This is a genomic window from Bartonella sp. AP19HLJMH, assembly GCF_042196245.1.
Lineage (GTDB): Bacteria > Pseudomonadota > Alphaproteobacteria > Rhizobiales > Rhizobiaceae > Bartonella.
Genome location: NZ_JBHIPX010000011.1, coordinates 1 through 17,326 on the forward strand (window position 1 = coordinate 1; position 17,326 = coordinate 17,326).

Genomic DNA, 17,326 nt, shown 5'->3' on the forward strand with positions numbered 1-17,326 from the left:
ACCGTCACCCACCGCTATGAAAAACAAAGCGGATACACCACAGAAATCACACTCGAGGCACCAAACAAGGGAAAAGAGGCAGGAGAAAAGGAAACCTCTGAGTGACAGAAAATCAAAGGGACAACTTGACCCTTTGATCGGTCGTGATGAGGAATAGGTGAAACTTGCACCAATTGCATGAGTACAGCAATAGGGTAATGTTTACCCAATTCCTAAAAGGAGCAATGGTGCAAACATTGCACAATTGCAGACTGAAGAGCAATTTGGTCAAGTTGACCGAATTCCTTAAACGCTTCTCTTATTTAATAATGTCCTGAATAATGTGCTTAGGATACAGAAAAATCATCAGTCAATTTATGCTAAAAGAGGTGAACACATCTTATATACGCTGCTTCTCAAATAATACGATTCCAACTCAATGATTGATCATCTCAAATTGCGATTTTGAGCAGAAAAGAAAAAGAGGCTTTAAATGATCTTTGAAAGGTCTTTGAAGACCCTTTGAGAACCCCTTAAAAACTCTTTGAAAAAAATAAATTGGTACAAAACCTAGTGGCAAAATATACAAAACCTGCTGGCAAGCTACATACATACAGCTACAACAACCGATGACAAGCTATAACTCCACACAAGAACGAATAAATACAAAATTCAATGGAGCGGGCGATGGGATTCGAACCCACGACCCCAACCTTGGCAAGGTTGTGCTCTACCCCTGAGCTACACCCGCTTACCGATTCGATATATGTCTTGTCTGTATGGCGTAGGCTTCTACGAATTGCAACAAAAAAATATCATTTTAGTTTGATTTATTTTGTCCATGTTTAAATAAAATGAAATAAAGATTGATTTTAGAAAATTCTTCAGTAATAGATTATTCCTTTTTTAATTTTTGCATGGAGAGGGGTGGAATATAATGTTGAAGAGAATAAATATATTAGGGATTATCATTGCAACTGTTTTTATGATGAACAGTGTTGCAAAGGCCGATGACCAAGTTAAACACGTTAAAGTTGCAATAACGCAAATTATGGTCCATCCTGCTGCGGATGCTGTTCGTAAAGGTGTGGAAGATGTGCTTGCAGCAAATGGTTATAAGCAAGGTGAAAATTTTCAACTTACCTTTTTATCAGCGCAGGGTAATATTTCAACAGCAACGCAAATTGCGCGTAAATTTGTTGGTGATAAACCCGATGTTATTGTAGCAATTACCACGCCTTCAGCACAAACGATGCTTGCGGCAACAAAAACAATTCCTATCGTCTTTGCAGCAATTTCTGATCCTATCGGAGCTAAAATCGTTTCTTCACTTACCAAACCTGGCGGTAATATGACGGGGAGTTCTGATCGTATAGATGTTGCAGAAAGTGTTAGACTTTTACAAGAAGTAAAACCAGATTTGAAAAAAATTGGTTATCTTTATAATGCTTCTGAGGCAAATTCTGTTTCGACACTTAAAACGTTAAAGGATGTAGCAAAAAAAGCTGGAATTGAAATTATTCCCTCATCGGCACCAAAGCCTTCAGATGTTCAGGCAGCAACACGCGCTTTAATCGGTAAGGTCGATATTATTTTTGTTCCTGCTGATAATACGATTTTATCTGTTTTAGAAGGTGCAATAAAGGTCTCAGAGGAAGCCAATATGCCTGTATTTACTGTTGATGCTAATACTATCGGGCGTGGGCCTTTTATGACGCAAGGTGTGAATTTCTATGATGTAGGGGTTGATGCTGGGAAATTGGTTGTGCGTATTCTAAAGGGTGAAAAGCCTGGTGATATTGATGTTGTGCAGGCGGCTAATAATGACATTCGAATTGATTTGAAAGCAGCCCAAAAAGCAGGGATTATTATTCCGCAGGCAGTTATTGACCGTGCAACAAAAGTGATTCAATAACTTTTATTGATAGAGTGTTGATACAATAAAAATACGTTAAGTTTTCATGGGGATTGTCTTTACATGAATATATTTGCGTTTTCTGGTGCTGTGGAATTAGGCCTTATTTATGCGTTTGTTGCTATAGGGGTTTATCTTTCATTTCGGGTTTTGGATTTTCCTGACTTAACGGTTGATGGCTCGTTTCTTCTTGGTTCCTGTGTCTGTGGTGTTTTGATTCTCTTGGGTTTCAATGCATGGACAGCTATGGCATGCGCTTTTTGTGCAGGTATGGCGGCTGGTTTATTAACAGCTCTATTGAATTTGCGTTTTGGCATTTTGAATCTTTTAGCTTCTATTTTAACAATGTCAGCACTTTATACAGTTAATCTTCGTATTATGGGAATTATGGGAGGGTCTAATGTTAATTTAGCACTTGCTGATACGGCGTTAACCCCCTTTTATAATCTGTTTGGTTTGTCCGATATTTTTGTGCGTCCTCTTTTCGTTGGTATTGTGTTGCTCGTTATGGCGTTTTTGATTTGGCGCTTTTTGGAAAGTGAAATTGGTCTTGCTATGCGTGCAATGGGCGCTAATCCACGCATGGCGACGGCGCAAGGTGTCCATACATCAGCATTGATATATTTTGGAATGGGGCTTTCCAATGCGTGTGTGGCACTTGGTGGTTCTCTTTATATTCAAACTGCGATTGCAACAGATATTACCGGTGGAATTGGAACAATTGTTTTTGGGTTGGCAGCCGTGATTATCGGTGAAACTCTCTTTCGTACGCGCAATATTTTTTGGATTATAATCAGCTGTATTGTAGGGTCTGTGCTTTATCGTGTGGCGGTGCAATTTGCATTTGAAGCAAATGGCATTGGCATTGATACGTCGACAGATCTTCAGTTGATTACTTCGCTGTTGGTTGTTTTAACCCTTATTGTGCCACGCTATTGGAGGAGGCATAAACGTGATTGAGTTTTTTCATGTTGGGGTCACATTTAAACCGCAAACACCTCTGGAAAAACAGGCTTTAATTGATATTAACCTGAAAATTGATCAGGGTAGTTTTGTTACGGTTATTGGTTCAAATGGTGCTGGTAAATCAACGTTGCTTAGTGTTTTAGCGGGTGCAACGCTTCCTTCAACAGGGAAAGTGGTTATCAATGGACAAAATGTTTCTAGGCAATCAGTCAGTGAACGCGCTGGAAAGATTGCTTGTGTTTTTCAAGATTCTTTAGAGGGAAGTTGTGGTTCTTTAACAATTGAAGAAAATTTGGCTCTTGCTGCTCTTCGAGGAAGTCGTCGTGGTTTGCGTGCGGCTTTAAATCATGAGAAACGGCAATTTTTTCGAGAGAAAATTGCTCAATTAGGCATTGGTCTTGAAACATATATTCATAATCCTATGGATAGTTTATCAGGTGGACAACGCCAAGCAGTTTGTCTTGTGATGGCAACATTAGCACATGCGGATGTTTTATTGCTTGATGAACATACCTCAGCGCTTGATCCTGGAATGGCTGATTTTGTGATGCGGTTGACTGAAAAAATCGTTGAAGAGAAAAAATTAACGACTATCATGGTGACTCATTCTATGCGTCAGGCTCTTGATTATGGCGATCGTACCTTGATGTTGCATGGTGGAAAAGTGATTTTGGATGTCTGTCATGAAGAGCGTAAGGGCTTGGATGTCAATGATTTAATTGGCATGTTTCAGAAAGTTCGCGGGGAAGTTCTTGATGATGATGAACTGTTAATGGATTAATAGTGTGGCTCAGAAAAAAGCACATGAAGTTGATCAGTTTCTAATGCGTTTTTCACGTGCTTTTCCTATTGTTCTCATTTATGGGTCAGATCGTGGTCTTATTTGTGAGCGTGCACAATGTTTTGCAAAACTTACACGGGTAGCAATAGAAGATCCATTTTCGACAATTCGTTTGGATGCTGCTGAAATTGATAAAGATCCTGCACGTTTAGAAAATGAAGCGCGTACGTTATCGCTTTTTGGGGGAGATCGTTTGATATGGATCTCTAATGCTGCTAACCAAAAAGGTTTTCTTGCTGCCTTAAAACTTTTAATTGAGAAACCACCAGAAGCTTGTTTTATTCTCATTGAGGCAGGGGATTTAAAAAAAGGAACAGGGTTGCGCAATGCTATTGAAACAGCATCAAAAGCGATGGCTTTGCCCTGTTTTGCCGATGATATGCGGTCTCTTGACGGTTTGATTGATGAGGTTTTAGGACAGTTTAAGAAGACTCTTTCTTTAGATGCACGTAGATGGTTGCATGAATGTTTAGGGGCGGATCGCCTTGTATCACGCAGTGAATTAGAAAAGCTTTGTCTTTACGCTGCAAATGTTCATATTACTCTTGAAGATGTGAAAGCTGTTGTAAGCGATGTCAGTGCTCTTTCTCAAGATGAAGTCATTGATGCTCTTTTATTGGGCGATATATCAGGCTTTGAAGCGCATTTTAACCGACATGCAGCAGTGCAGGGGGCACTTTTTTTAATTTTGAGTACAGCTCAAAGGCATTTTCAGCAATTACAGCTATTGCGTTATCAGGTAGAGGTTGAAGGAAATTCACCTTTTACGGTGGTTTCTCAGGCACGCCCTCCCATTTTTTTTCAACGGAAAAAGATCGTTGAACAAGCTTTAAAATATTGGAAGTTAGAACAAATTTCTTATGCAATGGAAAGAATTCAGAGTGCTGTTTTAGACAGTCGTAAAAATCCACTTTTGGGCGAAGCTATCATTCGTCAAGTTTTGTTAGGGCTTACAATTATTGCACGACGCCAGATGGCAGCTTAACAGCCTAGAAATATAATGATTTTTTATTTTTGGTATACCACAGAGGTATTTTCAGTAATTAAAACTGTTATGCTATCAAGTAGAGGTTGATGGAACTTGTATTTTTGAGGATGCATTTTAGGAGCTTGAAAGCTTGATAGAAATTTTTCTTCAAAAGAAATAGTTTATTTTCAAAAGGCCATTTTGAAACAGTTTTATTATTTTGTTGTGTCGTAAAATACTGTTTTTAGGATAGTGATACGAGGCCCATATCAAATTTTATGTGTTCGATGTTTTTTGTGTGGGTATTTGGTGAATATTAGGTTGGTTCATAGAGTCTTAATGGAGTAACACCCCCATGTAAAACAGAGTATCTCAAACAACAGAAGACACTTGTATGGTAGATTCATACGCGTTCTTAGAAATATTTTTCAATGCGCGTCATATCTATTTCGCGGCGGTGTTTATGAATGGTGTAGAAGTAAAGTTCCTTGTGAAGAATATAAAACCCATAGAGCAACTCTATCTTTATGCTTAATAAAAGCGCAAGTCGACACTCATTATATACTTTGCTAGCCTCTAATGTTACTACAGTTTTTAGCATTAGAGAGCGTTTTTCATCATTTTTTCTCACATGTCTTCTTGTGACGTGTAGCCAAGAGATTTTAATTGATAAGAGGGTTTGTGATGGAAGAATTTTACAGTATTCGAAGTTATGATTCAAATTGAAAAAAAGTATTATTTTTATAAATCAATGTATTATAGATTAATTGAATCACTTAAAATAGTGAGCCAGAGGAATCTTTTAGACAAGAAAATGAATTGTTTGCAGATCGGTATGAATTAAGAATCTTCATGGGATGAGAAGAAAGTCAAAATAGATTATGATGAAAACCACAGCACCTATGGGGAAACTTTTATGTTTGATACAGAGATGATTATCTTAGCAATGAATGTGTCTCATAAACAGAGCTAGTCATTGTTTATTATTAATAATTTATTATTTTTCATATTAAATCAATCAGAACAATGTCTTTTGCACGTCATAAGTGGGGGGCGTGTGGATAAAAACTGTACAAGAAAGCACTAAAAATGCCTCTTATGAATGCTCTCAAATTCCAAGGTTTTTTGCAACATTGGGGGTAGGAAAATATAATGATAGTGTTTTATTTAAGTGTGAAGAGGGTCGTGCTTAATAGATTTATAGTTATAACATTTACGAACACTGTCGTGAGATAGGCTAGGGAGCGAGATGTCTTTTAAAACAAACCCATGAATTTGTAATCCAAATTTATTCTGTTGAGGGCGTTCTGTTTTACGTGAGGGGTGTGATTCCATTAAAGGGATATTCGGTGTTTTTGTTATCAAACTTTTTCTTTATTGAGAGGGCGTGTTTTTCTCATATTTATTTGATTTACGGTATCCGGAATCGGGAGAGGAAAATGTTTTTAATGGTATCTTTTGGTATGCGTTGTTTTACGGTGTTTTCAATATTCGCGAAACTTATGTTGATGTTGTAGGTGGAGGCGCAATACGTTTTATATAGGTCTAATGTACAAATTAATGAACGTATCGGGATAATTGGAGAAGAGTTAGTGTCTGCTTACGCTTTTGATGTGTTTTTTTGTGAGTAAATTAGTAAGATAAAGTAAACTGATGGGATTTTATGTAGAGTCGTTGTTATCCTAATTGAGAGTGCATTTTATTTTGTTTCGGTGATGCGCTTTGATCAGTAATTAAGAGGGAGTTTTAGAGCGTGATGTTAGATTTCTCGTCATTTATTTTTTATGTGTTTTCTAGGTAAAGTGATCTGTTGTCAGCTTGCGCAGGTGATAATTGGTAAACTGCGTTATTCTTTATTCCCTAGTTGTCATTTTTTAATGTTTTACGCATAACTCTTGAACAAACAAACAAGAAAATTGTGATTTTACAATTAGTCTTTATTGCCATTTGCAAAGAATCTTTGAAGGTGAAAGATGCTCCATACTCAGTTTGAAAAAATAGCACTCATTGGGATCGGTCTGATTGGGTCTTCTTTAGCAAGAGTGATTAAAAAGAAAAATCTTGCGGCTCAGATTTCTATTGCAACACGTCGTCCAGAAACCCTGAAAAGAGCGCGTGAATTGGAGCTTGGGGACTTTTATACGACAGATAATGCAAAAGCTGTTGAAGGAGCAGATTTGGTTATTCTTTCTGTTCCTGTTGGGGCTAGTGCAGAAGTGGCAAAAACCATTCGTGATCATTTAAAACTTGGAGCGATTGTGAGTGATGTTGGTTCTACGAAAGCGTTGGTTATTGCGGAAATGGCACCTTTATTGCCAAAAACGGTTCATTTTATTCCAGGGCATCCAATTGCTGGAACGGAATATTCAGGACCGGATGCTGGTTTTGCTGATTTATTTATGAATCGTTGGTGTATTTTAACGCCTTTTGCGGATAGCGATGCTGCTGCTGTCGCACAATTAACAGCGTTTTGGGAAGCTTGTGGTGCGCGTGTCGAAAAGATGGAACCTAAGCATCATGATCTTGTTTTGGCTATTGTTTCACATTTACCCCATTTGATTGCGTATAATACTGTTGGGACAGCGAGTGATTTAGAAAAAGTAACAAATTCGGAAGTGATTGCTTATTCCGCTTCCGGTTTTCGTGATTTTACGCGTTTAGCATCTTCTGATCCCGTTATGTGGCGAGATATTTGTTTGCATAATAAGGATGCTATTTTAGAAATGTTGAGCCGTTTTAGTGAGGGGCTTGCTTTTTTAGAACGGGCAATTCATTTAGGAGATGGTGAGACACTGTTTAACTTTTTTACACGTACGCGTGCTGTACGCCGCAATATTATTGATGCTGGACAGGAAATTGATGCTCCTGATTTTGGGCGTCAGAATGTTTCTAAAAAAGGGTGAGTAAAAACAAGAGGTTTTTGTTGAATTTCGTTGGTTTTTTCTAAAAACCGATAAGAAGTTTTTTCTCTACTCAGTCATAGATTGCAATAAAAAAGAGTGGCGATTGTTCCGATATAGATAACCATGACTTCAAAAGGTTTTATGTGTGCACGATCATCTTGCTTAGTTCTCTATAGGGCATATGATGTACAGAAGAGGTTACTGATCTGTAGAAGTAACAAAAAAATGAGGTCGTTGTAGAACTTCATAGAGTGGGTTATTGTTTTTGTTTTGGTATAAAGTCGGGCTTGACCGTATTGATTATTGACCGTTATATTGCAACATTGCAAAATGTTTATTTGCAGAGTTTTGATGATTTTTATAAAACTTGAAATAGACTGAGGAAGAGTTTTACCAGAAAGTATTGAGTTTTGTTAAAAAATATCTTTTGGTATAGCTATCGTATTTTGTGTGACGCAGTAAGTCATTATTGGCGTGATAATGGGAGTGCTTTTGCAAGCCATGTTGCGCTATCGGGGCTTTTAGCATTTTTCCCTTTTTTTATTTTTGGAACATCTTTTGCTCGTTTTCTAGGTGCTTTTACTTATACACCGCAAAAAATTAAAGCACTGGTGCAGTTATTGCCTGATGTTATTGCAGAGCCTTTATCTCAGGAAATTGTTAATGTTTTAACCATTCATCGAGGAGGTGTGTTGACGCTTTCTGTCATTGGAGCGGCTTATTTTGCTTCTAATGGGATAGAGGCTTTGCGTACGGCTTTAAATAAAGCTTACCGTGTTACTGATCGACGGAGTTTGTTATTTTGTCGTTTTCAAAGTCTGTTTTTTGTAATCCTTGGAGCTGTTGGTCTTGTTGTGATTAGTTTTTTATTGATTCTGGCGCCTTTGTTGATCAAAATTATGCAAAATCATTCTTTTTTTATGACTGAATATATTGCTGTTATTCGTGTATGGCGTTATACAGTTGCAATCGTTATTTTGTTTATCAGTCTTTTGATTGTTCATAAATGGCTTCCAGCAGGGCGGCGGAAAATTATAGATATTTTACCAGGGATAGTGGTGACAATGTTTATATGGTTTATGGCTTCTATCGCTTTTGCGCAATATTTAACGATGTTTGATTATATTTCTACCTATGCAGGGTTGGCATCTATTATGGTTGCTATTATTTTTATGTACATATTGAGTGCAATTTTTATTTTGGGAGGAGAAATAAACGCGGCGATAATGTTTTATCGCAAGGATTTGCAACATTCAGATAAATGAAAGAGCTTATTATTGCTTGAAAGCCAAGGTATGATTATCCCAATAAAGCCTGCTATCACTTTGTTGATTGATGCAGATGCTTGTCCTGTAAAAGATGAAGTTTATCGTGTGATGAATCGTTATCAGCTTAAGACATTTGTTGTGGCAAATCGTTCTTTGTCCCTTCCAGATGAAGCGCTCATTGAAAGAGTGGTCGTTGCTGGTGAATTCAATGGTGCTGATGATTGGATCGTAGAACATGTGCATGAGGCAAGTATCGTTATTACCAGTGATATTCCTTTAGCAGCGCGGGTTGTGCAAGCTGGGGGTTTTTGTCTTTCGCCAACGGGGCGTATTTTTGATGTAAATTCAATTGGTCAGGCTTTGGCGATGCGCAATTTGATGGAAGATTTGCGTGGACAGGGCAGTATAATAGGTGGTCCCCGTCCTTTTTCTCGTAAAGACCGTTCTGCTTTTTTGTCAGCACTGGATCTTGTTATACAACGTTTAAAAAGACGCGGTTATTAAAGTTATAGGGCTTCTTTAATGACTGCTTTTATAAGTGCTTTGGCATCGTCATTGGCCCATGGAGCTGCACCATTGAAGGAAGCAATGAGATATCCCTCTTTATCAATGAGCAATGTAATGGGGAGTCCTAAAGCGAGCCCCTGTTTTCTAACATTGTTGAAAATATCCATTGTTTCATCGCGATAGTAAAGCAAATTATCTGAATGAATATTCTGTAAAAATTGCTGAATTTTTTCAAGAGAAGCAGTTTTATCGATATTTATAGCTATGACATCAAAGTTTTCTCCACCTAATTCACGTTTTAATTGCGCAAGTTCAGGCATTTCTGTGCGGCAAGGTGCACACCAAATAGCCCATAGATTGACCAGCATTGGTTTTCCGGTAAATTCGCTGAGTGTGTGCTCTTTTCCTTGAATATCCTTGAAAGAGAGTTTATTCATATCTGAGAGCGTATCAGCAAATCGTATGTGGCTAAAAAAGCCTTTTGCTGCTTTTCGTATCGCCATCATTTTTTCTGCTCGTGCTTTATTAATGTTTATTTCTTGTGCTTGTGCTGCTGAAATGAAATTGAAAAGAAAAAACTCTCTTTTGGTATCGTAGTTTATGGTTGCGTATAAACTCAGTGCAATGATAAAGAATGCAAGGGAGAGTTGCCTTTTTTTATTGTTTTTTTCGCTGATGAAAATTTGAAAAATCATAATTTTGTCCTTTGGATGGGTGTTTTCAGAATATGACAGATGAGAAGTTAAAGAACCAAATGTGGGGTGGTCGGTTTGCGGCAGGCCCTGCTGCAATTATGGAAGAAATTAATGCTTCTATTGATTTTGATCAAAAACTTTATCGACAAGATATTGAAGGTTCTCTTTCTCATGCAGCTATGTTAGCGCAAACGAAAATCATTTCACAATCAGATTATGAAAAAATTGTTCATGGTTTGAAACTTATTCGCCAAGAAATTGAAGACGGTAAATTTGTTTTTTCACGAAAGCTTGAAGATATTCATATGAATATTGAAGCGCGGCTGAGCGAATTGATAGGTCCTGTAGCTGGGCGTTTGCATACGGCGCGTTCACGCAATGATCAAGTTGCTGTTGATTTTCGCTTGTGGGTACGTGAAGCAACGCAAAAGATAGCACAAGCTTTAAAAGGATTGATAGAGCAATTACTTATTCGCGCAGAACAACATGTTGATACCTTTATGCCAGGCTTTACGCATTTACAATTGGCTCAACCCGTAACATTGAGTCATTATATGATGGCTTATGTTGAAATGTTTGGTCGAGATTTATCGCGGATGCGTGATGCTCTTGAGCGAATGAATGAATCGCCTTTAGGGGCGGCTGCTTTAGCGGGGACAGGCTTTCCAATTGACCGTTTTATGACAGCAAAAGCGCTAGGCTTTCGCGAACCTACACGCAATTCAATTGATAGTGTTTCAGATCGTGACTTTGCATTGGAATTTTTAAGCGCTGGCGCTCTTTGTGCAACACATCTTTCGCGTTTAGCAGAAGAAATAATTCTTTGGTCAAGTGAACAGTTTTGTTTTATTCATTTATCAGATGCTTTTTCAACAGGGTCTTCCATTATGCCACAAAAGAGAAATCCTGATGCGGCAGAGTTAGTACGAGCGAAAGCAGGTCGATTGAATGGTGCACTTATGGGATTGTTAACGGTGATGAAAGGATTACCGCTTGCTTATTCAAAGGATATGCAAGAAGATAAGGAATATGTGTTTGATGGGGCTTTGAGTTTGGAATTATCACTAGCAGCAATGACAGGGATGATTGCTGATTTGAAAGTGAATAAAAAAGCCATGAAACAAGCAGCGGATTTAGGGTATGCAACAGCTACAGATTTTGCGGATTGGCTTGTACGCAATTTAGGGATTCCTTTTCGCGAAGCACATCACATCACAGGGTGTGCTGTGGCATTGGCAGAAAAAAAACAGTGTCGCCTTCATGATTTATCATTAGATGAACTTCAAGCAATTTGTCCTGATATCAATGCGGCACTTTTTGATGTTTTGACCGTTGAAAAATCTGTTGAAAGTCGTAAAAGCTTTGGGGGAACAGCGCCTTCAGAGGTTCTTCGGCAAATTGCGTATTGGAAAAAGCGTCTCGTGAGCGCTTGAGTGATTGTATTTTAAAGGTAACAAAGAGATCGAGATGAGGAAAGAGGACAGATGAAAATTATATTAAAGGGGTTGATAATTGTCCTTTTTGGGGGCTTGGGTATCGTTGGGTGTGGGCGTAAAGGGTCATTAGAGTTACCTCCTTCAACAGGAGTGAATTCTTCACAAGGAACTTTTGTTTCTCAAGGTAAAACAGATAAACCTTTTATTCTTGATCGGTTAATACAATAGGAATTTTTATGCGTTTTTTTTCTTATCATCAGGGTGTGCTTCACGCTGAAGGTCTTTCTCTTTTGGAACTTGCGCGAGAAGTTGAAACACCTTTTTATTGTTATTCAGCTAGCGCAATCGTTGCACATTTTAAAGATTATCAGAATGCATTTCATGATATGCCGAGTTTAATTGCTTATGCGGTTAAAGCGAATTCCAATCAAGCAGTTTTACAACTTTTAGCTAACAATGGAGCGGGAGCTGATGTGGTCTCAGAAGGGGAATTACGGCGTGCACTTGCTGTTGGTATTCCTGCGCAGAATATTGTTTATTCTGGTGTTGGTAAAACAGTGAGAGAAATAGATTTTGCTCTTGCACAAGATATTTATTGTTTTAACGTTGAATCAGAGCCAGAACTTGAACAATTATCGGCGCGGGCTGCTGCGCTTTCAAAAACGGCTTGTATTTCTTTACGCATTAATCCTGATGTGGATGCTAAGACTCACAAGAAAATTACAACAGGTAAGTCTGAGAATAAATTTGGTATTCCACTGTCTTTGGCGGGTGATGCATATAAAAAAGCAGCTCAATTGCCTGGTCTTCATGTGTGTGGTGTTGATCTCCATATTGGCAGTCAAATTTGTGATTTAAAACCGTTTGAAGATGCATTTGTTATTGTTGCAGATTTTGTGCGTCAATTATGGAATAATGGTTATGCGATAACCCATATCGATATTGGGGGCGGGCTTGGTATTCCTTATGGTTATGAGAAGCATCCAGTACCTTCTCCTTTTGAGTATGCAGCACTGGTAAAGAAACATATTGCGCCTTTAGGGATCAATATTATCCTAGAACCTGGGCGTAGTATTGTTGGTGAAGCCGGTGTGTTGGTAACATCGGTTGTGTATTTAAAAAAGGGGGAAGGACGAAATTTTGTTATTGTTGATGCGGCGATGAATGATTTCATGCGTCCAACGCTTTATGATGCGTGGCAAAATGTAATGCCAGTGAAAAAAACACCAATAGATGCCCCTCTGATTAATGCTGATATTGTCGGTCCTATTTGTGAAACTGGTGATTATTTAGGTTTGGAACGTTCTTTACCAGTGTTGAAAGCGGGTGATGTTTTGATGTTAACAGGAGCAGGGGCTTATGGCGCAGTGATGGCAAGCACTTATAATAGTCGACTTTTGGTGCCGGAAGTTCTGGTTCAGGATACGCGTTATGCAGTCATTCGTCCACGCCTTGATTATGCACAATTGATAGGCTGTGATCATATTCCAGATTGGATTGAGCCCAAATTAGATTGAGCATTATTAAATATTTTGGGTCTTATTTTTACTAAACTTTGATGAAACAATTTATTTTCTAGAAATTGTTTTGTATGGGGTTTATGATCTTAATGCACCACGATAAAAGGGGATAAATGCTTGTTTATGAAAAATAAAAACATCAAAGGTTTTGCAATGAAGCTTTTGTGTGTGCGCATTTTGATGTGGGGGATCCTTTCATTTGAACGGATGTGGGTACGGTTGTTGCCATTTTTCCTCGTTCTTAGTCTCTTTTGTTCGTTTAGCTGGTTGGGACTTTTTGGTATTTTGGGCTATTGGTCACATTTGCTCTTACTTGGGGTTATACTTATTTGTGCTGGGGCGAGTTTATTTTTTCTTATTCGTTTTCGGTTTCCCACAATGCGGGAAGTAAATTGCCGCCTTGAACGCGTCAATGATCTTAGACACCAGCCTTTGAATATTCAGACAGATCGTTTATGTTCTGAAAATGATGAAGATTTTAGTGCTGTTATTTGGCGTGAACATCAACGCCGAATGGCAAAGCAATTATACCATTTAAAAACTGGATTTATCTCTCTTAATAGTGCGGATTATGATCCTTTGGCTTTGAGGGCTTTGTGTGCTCTTCTTTTTGTGTGCGCTTTTAGTTTTTCTTTTGGTTCACAAGGGGGGCGTTTGGCTGATGCCTTTGATTTTCGTCCTGTCGTTGATGAAAAACTCATGCGTATTGATGCTTGGGTAACACCACCTGCTTATACCGGTGTGGCACCGATTTATTTGACAAAAGATGAGAAAACACAACTAGAAATCCCTGAAGGGAGTAATGTTGTTGTGCGTGTTGTCAATGGGGCTGGCATTACAGTAAAAGCAAAGTCTGTAGAAGATGGGAGGGAAGTTTCGTTTTCAGAGAAAACGGAACAAACAGCTTTGAATGATCCAATTGTTCATTTTGAAACACATTTAAACCATTCAATAAATTTATTTGTATCATCACGTCGTAAAAAACAGCAATGGCATTTGCAGATAATTAAGGACACGCGTCCAACAATTCATTGGTTGGAAAAACCAGGGAGGATTTTAACGGGATCATTGGAGTTACGATATGTGGTGGATGATGATTATGGTGTGACAAAGGCTTTTGTTGAAATAGAGCCTTTTCTTCCTCAGAATAAAAGTGCTTCTTCTCTTTATAATGCTCCGGAAATAGAACTTCTTCTTCCGCGTGGTGGAAAGGGGAAAATGCGAATGGTGCAGGATATATCAGCGCATCCATGGGCAGGTTCGCAAGTCAAAATTACTTTGGTGGCAGAAGATGGTGCGGGGCAGAAAGGGCGTAGCAAAACTTTTGTTATGATATTACCACAGCGTGTTTTTTCGAATCCTGTTGCACGCGCAGTGGTTGAATTGCGTCGTCTATTAGCTCTTGATGCTTCTGTGAAAGAGCGTGTATTGGATATGCTTTCTGCTTTGCTTGTGCGTCCAGAAAAGGGGTTGCAAAATGCATCGCATTTTATTGTTCTACAAAGTGCGTGGACAAGACTTTCTTTAGCACAAACAGACGAGGATTTGCGCGATGTGGTGGATTATTTATGGCAAATTGCTTTGGGTATTGAAGATAATCAGCTTGAATCCGTGCAAAAAAAGTTAAAACAAGCACAAGCTGCTTTACGTGATGCATTGCGTTACGGTGCTTCAGCGGCAGAAATTGAACGGCTTATGGCAGATTTACGTCAAGCTATGGATGAGTATATTCGTGCTTTGGCTGAAAAAGCACCGGATAGTCAAGTTTCTAAAAATTCTAAAAGCTCAAAAAGTCCTAATCTTTCTGAATCTACATTACAAGAAAAGCTAAATTTAATTGAGGAAATGGCTAAAACGGGCTCTTCTTTAGCAGCTGAACAACTCTTGGCGGAAGTTGAACAGACGCTTGATCATTTGCATGTGCAAAAAGGCAATCAAAATGAGGGAGAAAAAAGCCAATCTGCACAAATGAAAGAAAAGATGGACCAGCTTGGAGATTTAATGCGTCGTCAGCAAGAAATTCTCAATGAAACACATCAGTTAGAGATGGAACAAAAACGCGGAGAAAATGTACCGGAAACACAAAAAAAATCTTTAAAAAAACGTCAAGCTGAATTGCAATCTGAATTATCAACATTAGAAAAAGAATTATCAGAACAAGGATTTGAAACAGGGGGGGCGTTGAAAAGGGCAGAAGAAAAAATGAATTCTGCGGAAAATGCTCTTGATAATGGAAATCATCAGGTATCTATACAAAATCAGTCTGATGCTTTGGAATCTTTGAGGCAAGGTGCACAAAATGTTTTGAAAAAAATGCGCGAAACACTTAAAGAAACGGGAGATGATCAAAATGCTGATTTTGGTCCTAAAGATCCGTTAGGACGTCCACTTTCTTCAACAACAGATGAAGAACAAGAAGGCGAGGCACTACCACAAGAAAGTGATCAAATGCGTACGCGGCAGATTTTGGATGAAATTCGCAAACGTCTTGGTAAAGAGCATCTTTCAGAAGAAGAAAAAAACTATCTTGAAAGATTGCTTCATTTTAATTAACCAGTGTTGGCTTTTTTCTTAATTGATGTCAAAAACAGTGTATGAAGAACCTCTATGGGGTTTATCTCCAAAAAAATGATTAAAGTGCTTGTAAGGCAATAATCATCCTGTTGTACTGATTTTTTAATCATTTAAGTTTAAGATATGCAATATTGAAATGTTCGCTATTGCGGAAAAAAAGCAGAAGTCCATATAGGTTTGGTATATGAAAATCTGTAATGTTTGAAATTTGTTTCTACATGGTATGTTGAGTTGGATATCGTTACGCTGAAAGATTTTTATGCTTCTGCACTTGGACTGCGTGTGCAAAAGACGCTGTGTGACCAATTGAATTTATGGTGGCCTGATCTTACGGATAAACGGATTATGGGATTGGGTTATGCACTTCCTTATCTTTCTACATTGCGTGAACGTGCCCAACAATGTTTTGCTTTTATGCCTGCTGCTCAGGGTGTTTCGCCTTGGCCTTGTTCTGAGCAAGTTGCTACAGCGCTTGTTTTTGAAGAAGATTTGCCGCTTCCGGATGCGTCAGTTGACTGTATTTTATTGGTACATGCATTAGAATATACAGAAAATTCATTTGAAACGTTGAATGAAATATGGCGTGTTTTAGCACCCAATGGCCACTTGATCGTTATTGTACCTAATCGCTCTGGCTTTTGGGCGCGCAATATTACTACGCCCTTTGGTTATGGCGAACCCTATAGTCGGCAACAAATTACTCGTTTGTTCGAAAAAACAAATTTTGTTTCTGGGCCAATACAAGAAATTGTACACTATATGCCCTCTACGGGGTATTTTTCGCGGTTGTTCTCATTTTTTTACGAGCCATTTGCTCGCTATCTTTTGCCTTATTTTGGTGGACTCTTAATGTGTCAGGCACAAAAACGTGTTTATCAGGGTTTGCTCGTACAGCGTCGTCAGTCGCGACGTATTTTTATTCCTGCTTTATCACCACAGACAAGAAATATTTTAATTTATAAAGATAATTAATCATTTTGTCATTGTCATAAGAACCGCAAGTATAGAAGAATTCTCTTATTTCAATTTTTTGCATTTACAATTAAAAAATATTCTTTTGTACATTAATATGTGGAATTGGTATGTGAATAAAAATCTCAAGTATCTATATACCGAACCATATTTCATGAATAGTGGAAACATTTTAAAAGAAAAAAATGCTGGTATCTTCGTAAACGTAAAAGTAGCAGAGTCCAAGAGATCTTACATAATATGGTTTATGGTGGTTAAAAACTGTACAAGGAAGGATTACAATGCTTCTTATAAACCATCTCAAGTATCAAGGGCTCCTCTGCAACATCGAGATCTAACATAAGTGTGTGATGGTGCTGGCTTGTTCTTTTATAAGCGTAAAGATGGTGGTGCTCAGTGGCTTTATCGTTAGGATAAACATTTAGCGTTATATCATGAATTATATAACCTCTTAAGAGGAGATAAAGTCATAAAGAATGGAGGAAAACTATAAAGATAAAAAACATCTCTCAAGTTAGGTTAGTGAATGTCAGATAAAGCAGTGCGTGGAGCGGTTTTTCTGAAAAAAATAATCATAAATAGTACTCATCTAAAGATGATAGTTATGATCAAGAATGTTGCTAAAAGATATCACGATTATTTATATGCGAAACATATTAAAAACTTTAGAAAGAACAAAAGTATGTGAAACAGAAGTTACAAAGTATATCGTGAGGGTTGAAAGCATTTTTGTTTCTGGTTCTCATGTTGGAATATTTCGTTTTTTATTCATAATGTTATATA

13 protein-coding genes, 1 tRNA gene and 1 pseudogene are annotated in these 17,326 nt (G+C 38.1%); 13 read left to right on the plus strand and 2 right to left on the minus strand.

The features are described from left to right. Nucleotides 1–105: pseudogene (locus ACFINR_RS06155) on the plus strand (late control protein); the annotation flags it as partial. 550 nt (nt 106–655) lie between these two features. Here the strand turns inward: ACFINR_RS06155 and ACFINR_RS06160 are convergent. Continuing rightward, nucleotides 656–730, minus strand: a tRNA-Gly gene (locus ACFINR_RS06160). A gap of 186 nt (nt 731–916) precedes the next feature. On the opposite strand from ACFINR_RS06160, the gene ACFINR_RS06165 reads away from it, so the two are divergent. The 7 genes from ACFINR_RS06165 to ACFINR_RS06195 all read left to right on the plus strand — a co-directional run bounded on the left by ACFINR_RS06165 (nt 917) and on the right by ACFINR_RS06195 (nt 9,343). Next, nucleotides 917–1,894 carry an ABC transporter substrate-binding protein gene (locus ACFINR_RS06165; RefSeq protein WP_375620923.1) on the plus strand — a complete coding sequence of 326 codons (978 nt, stop codon included), beginning with the start codon at nt 917–919 and terminating at the stop codon, nt 1,892–1,894. Nucleotides 1,895–1,957: 63 nt separating this feature from the next. Then, nucleotides 1,958–2,854, plus strand: a complete 897-nt coding sequence (locus ACFINR_RS06170) for an ABC transporter permease (protein WP_375612740.1) — start codon at nt 1,958–1,960, stop codon at nt 2,852–2,854. Beyond that, entirely contained in the window at nt 2,847–3,641 is a 795-nt protein-coding gene (locus ACFINR_RS06175; RefSeq protein WP_375620925.1) for an ABC transporter ATP-binding protein, read from the plus strand. Before ACFINR_RS06170 ends, ACFINR_RS06175 begins: the two co-directional genes overlap by 8 nt. A 4-nt stretch (nt 3,642–3,645) precedes the next feature. After that, nucleotides 3,646–4,686: a DNA polymerase III subunit delta gene (gene holA, locus ACFINR_RS06180; protein ID WP_375653313.1), complete on the plus strand. Its 1,041-nt coding sequence runs from the start codon at nt 3,646–3,648 to the stop codon at nt 4,684–4,686. Nucleotides 4,687–6,641: 1,955 nt separating this feature from the next. Beyond that, nucleotides 6,642–7,571, plus strand: a complete 930-nt coding sequence (locus ACFINR_RS06185; RefSeq protein WP_375612737.1) for a prephenate/arogenate dehydrogenase family protein — start codon at nt 6,642–6,644, stop codon at nt 7,569–7,571. A gap of 410 nt (nt 7,572–7,981) precedes the next feature. Then, entirely contained in the window at nt 7,982–8,836 is an 855-nt protein-coding gene (locus ACFINR_RS06190) for a YihY/virulence factor BrkB family protein (RefSeq protein ID WP_375653315.1), read from the plus strand. A 30-nt stretch (nt 8,837–8,866) separates the two neighbouring features. Beyond that, complete coding sequence (locus ACFINR_RS06195; protein ID WP_375612882.1) at nt 8,867–9,343, plus strand: YaiI/YqxD family protein; 477 nt, start codon at nt 8,867–8,869, stop codon at nt 9,341–9,343. Between the two features lie 2 nt (nt 9,344–9,345). Here the strand turns inward: ACFINR_RS06195 and ACFINR_RS06200 are convergent, their stop codons facing one another. Next, complete coding sequence (locus tag ACFINR_RS06200) at nt 9,346–10,041, minus strand: TlpA disulfide reductase family protein (protein WP_375632419.1); 696 nt, start codon at nt 10,039–10,041, stop codon at nt 9,346–9,348. Nucleotides 10,042–10,073: 32 nt separating this feature from the next. On the opposite strand from ACFINR_RS06200, the gene argH reads away from it, so the two are divergent. From argH to ACFINR_RS06225, 5 genes are all read left to right on the plus strand, one after another. Further along, a complete protein-coding gene (gene argH / locus ACFINR_RS06205; RefSeq protein ID WP_375653321.1) occupies nt 10,074–11,474 on the plus strand; it encodes an argininosuccinate lyase in 1,401 nt (466 codons plus the stop codon). Between the two features lie 51 nt (nt 11,475–11,525). Next, nucleotides 11,526–11,705 (plus strand): LPS translocon maturation chaperone LptM, encoded by a 180-nt coding sequence (locus tag ACFINR_RS06210; RefSeq protein ID WP_375622099.1) that lies wholly within the window; start codon nt 11,526–11,528, stop codon nt 11,703–11,705. Between the two features lie 8 nt (nt 11,706–11,713). Continuing rightward, nucleotides 11,714–12,994 (plus strand): diaminopimelate decarboxylase, encoded by a 1,281-nt coding sequence (gene lysA, locus ACFINR_RS06215; protein ID WP_375653328.1) that lies wholly within the window; start codon nt 11,714–11,716, stop codon nt 12,992–12,994. 126 nt (nt 12,995–13,120) lie between these two features. Beyond that, a complete protein-coding gene (locus ACFINR_RS06220; RefSeq protein ID WP_375653334.1) occupies nt 13,121–15,550 on the plus strand; it encodes a TIGR02302 family protein in 2,430 nt (809 codons plus the stop codon). A 222-nt stretch (nt 15,551–15,772) separates the two neighbouring features. Then, nucleotides 15,773–16,543, plus strand: coding sequence for a class I SAM-dependent methyltransferase (locus tag ACFINR_RS06225; RefSeq protein WP_375632423.1), 771 nt, complete (start codon nt 15,773–15,775; stop codon nt 16,541–16,543). Nucleotides 16,544–17,326: the final 783 nt, after the last annotated feature.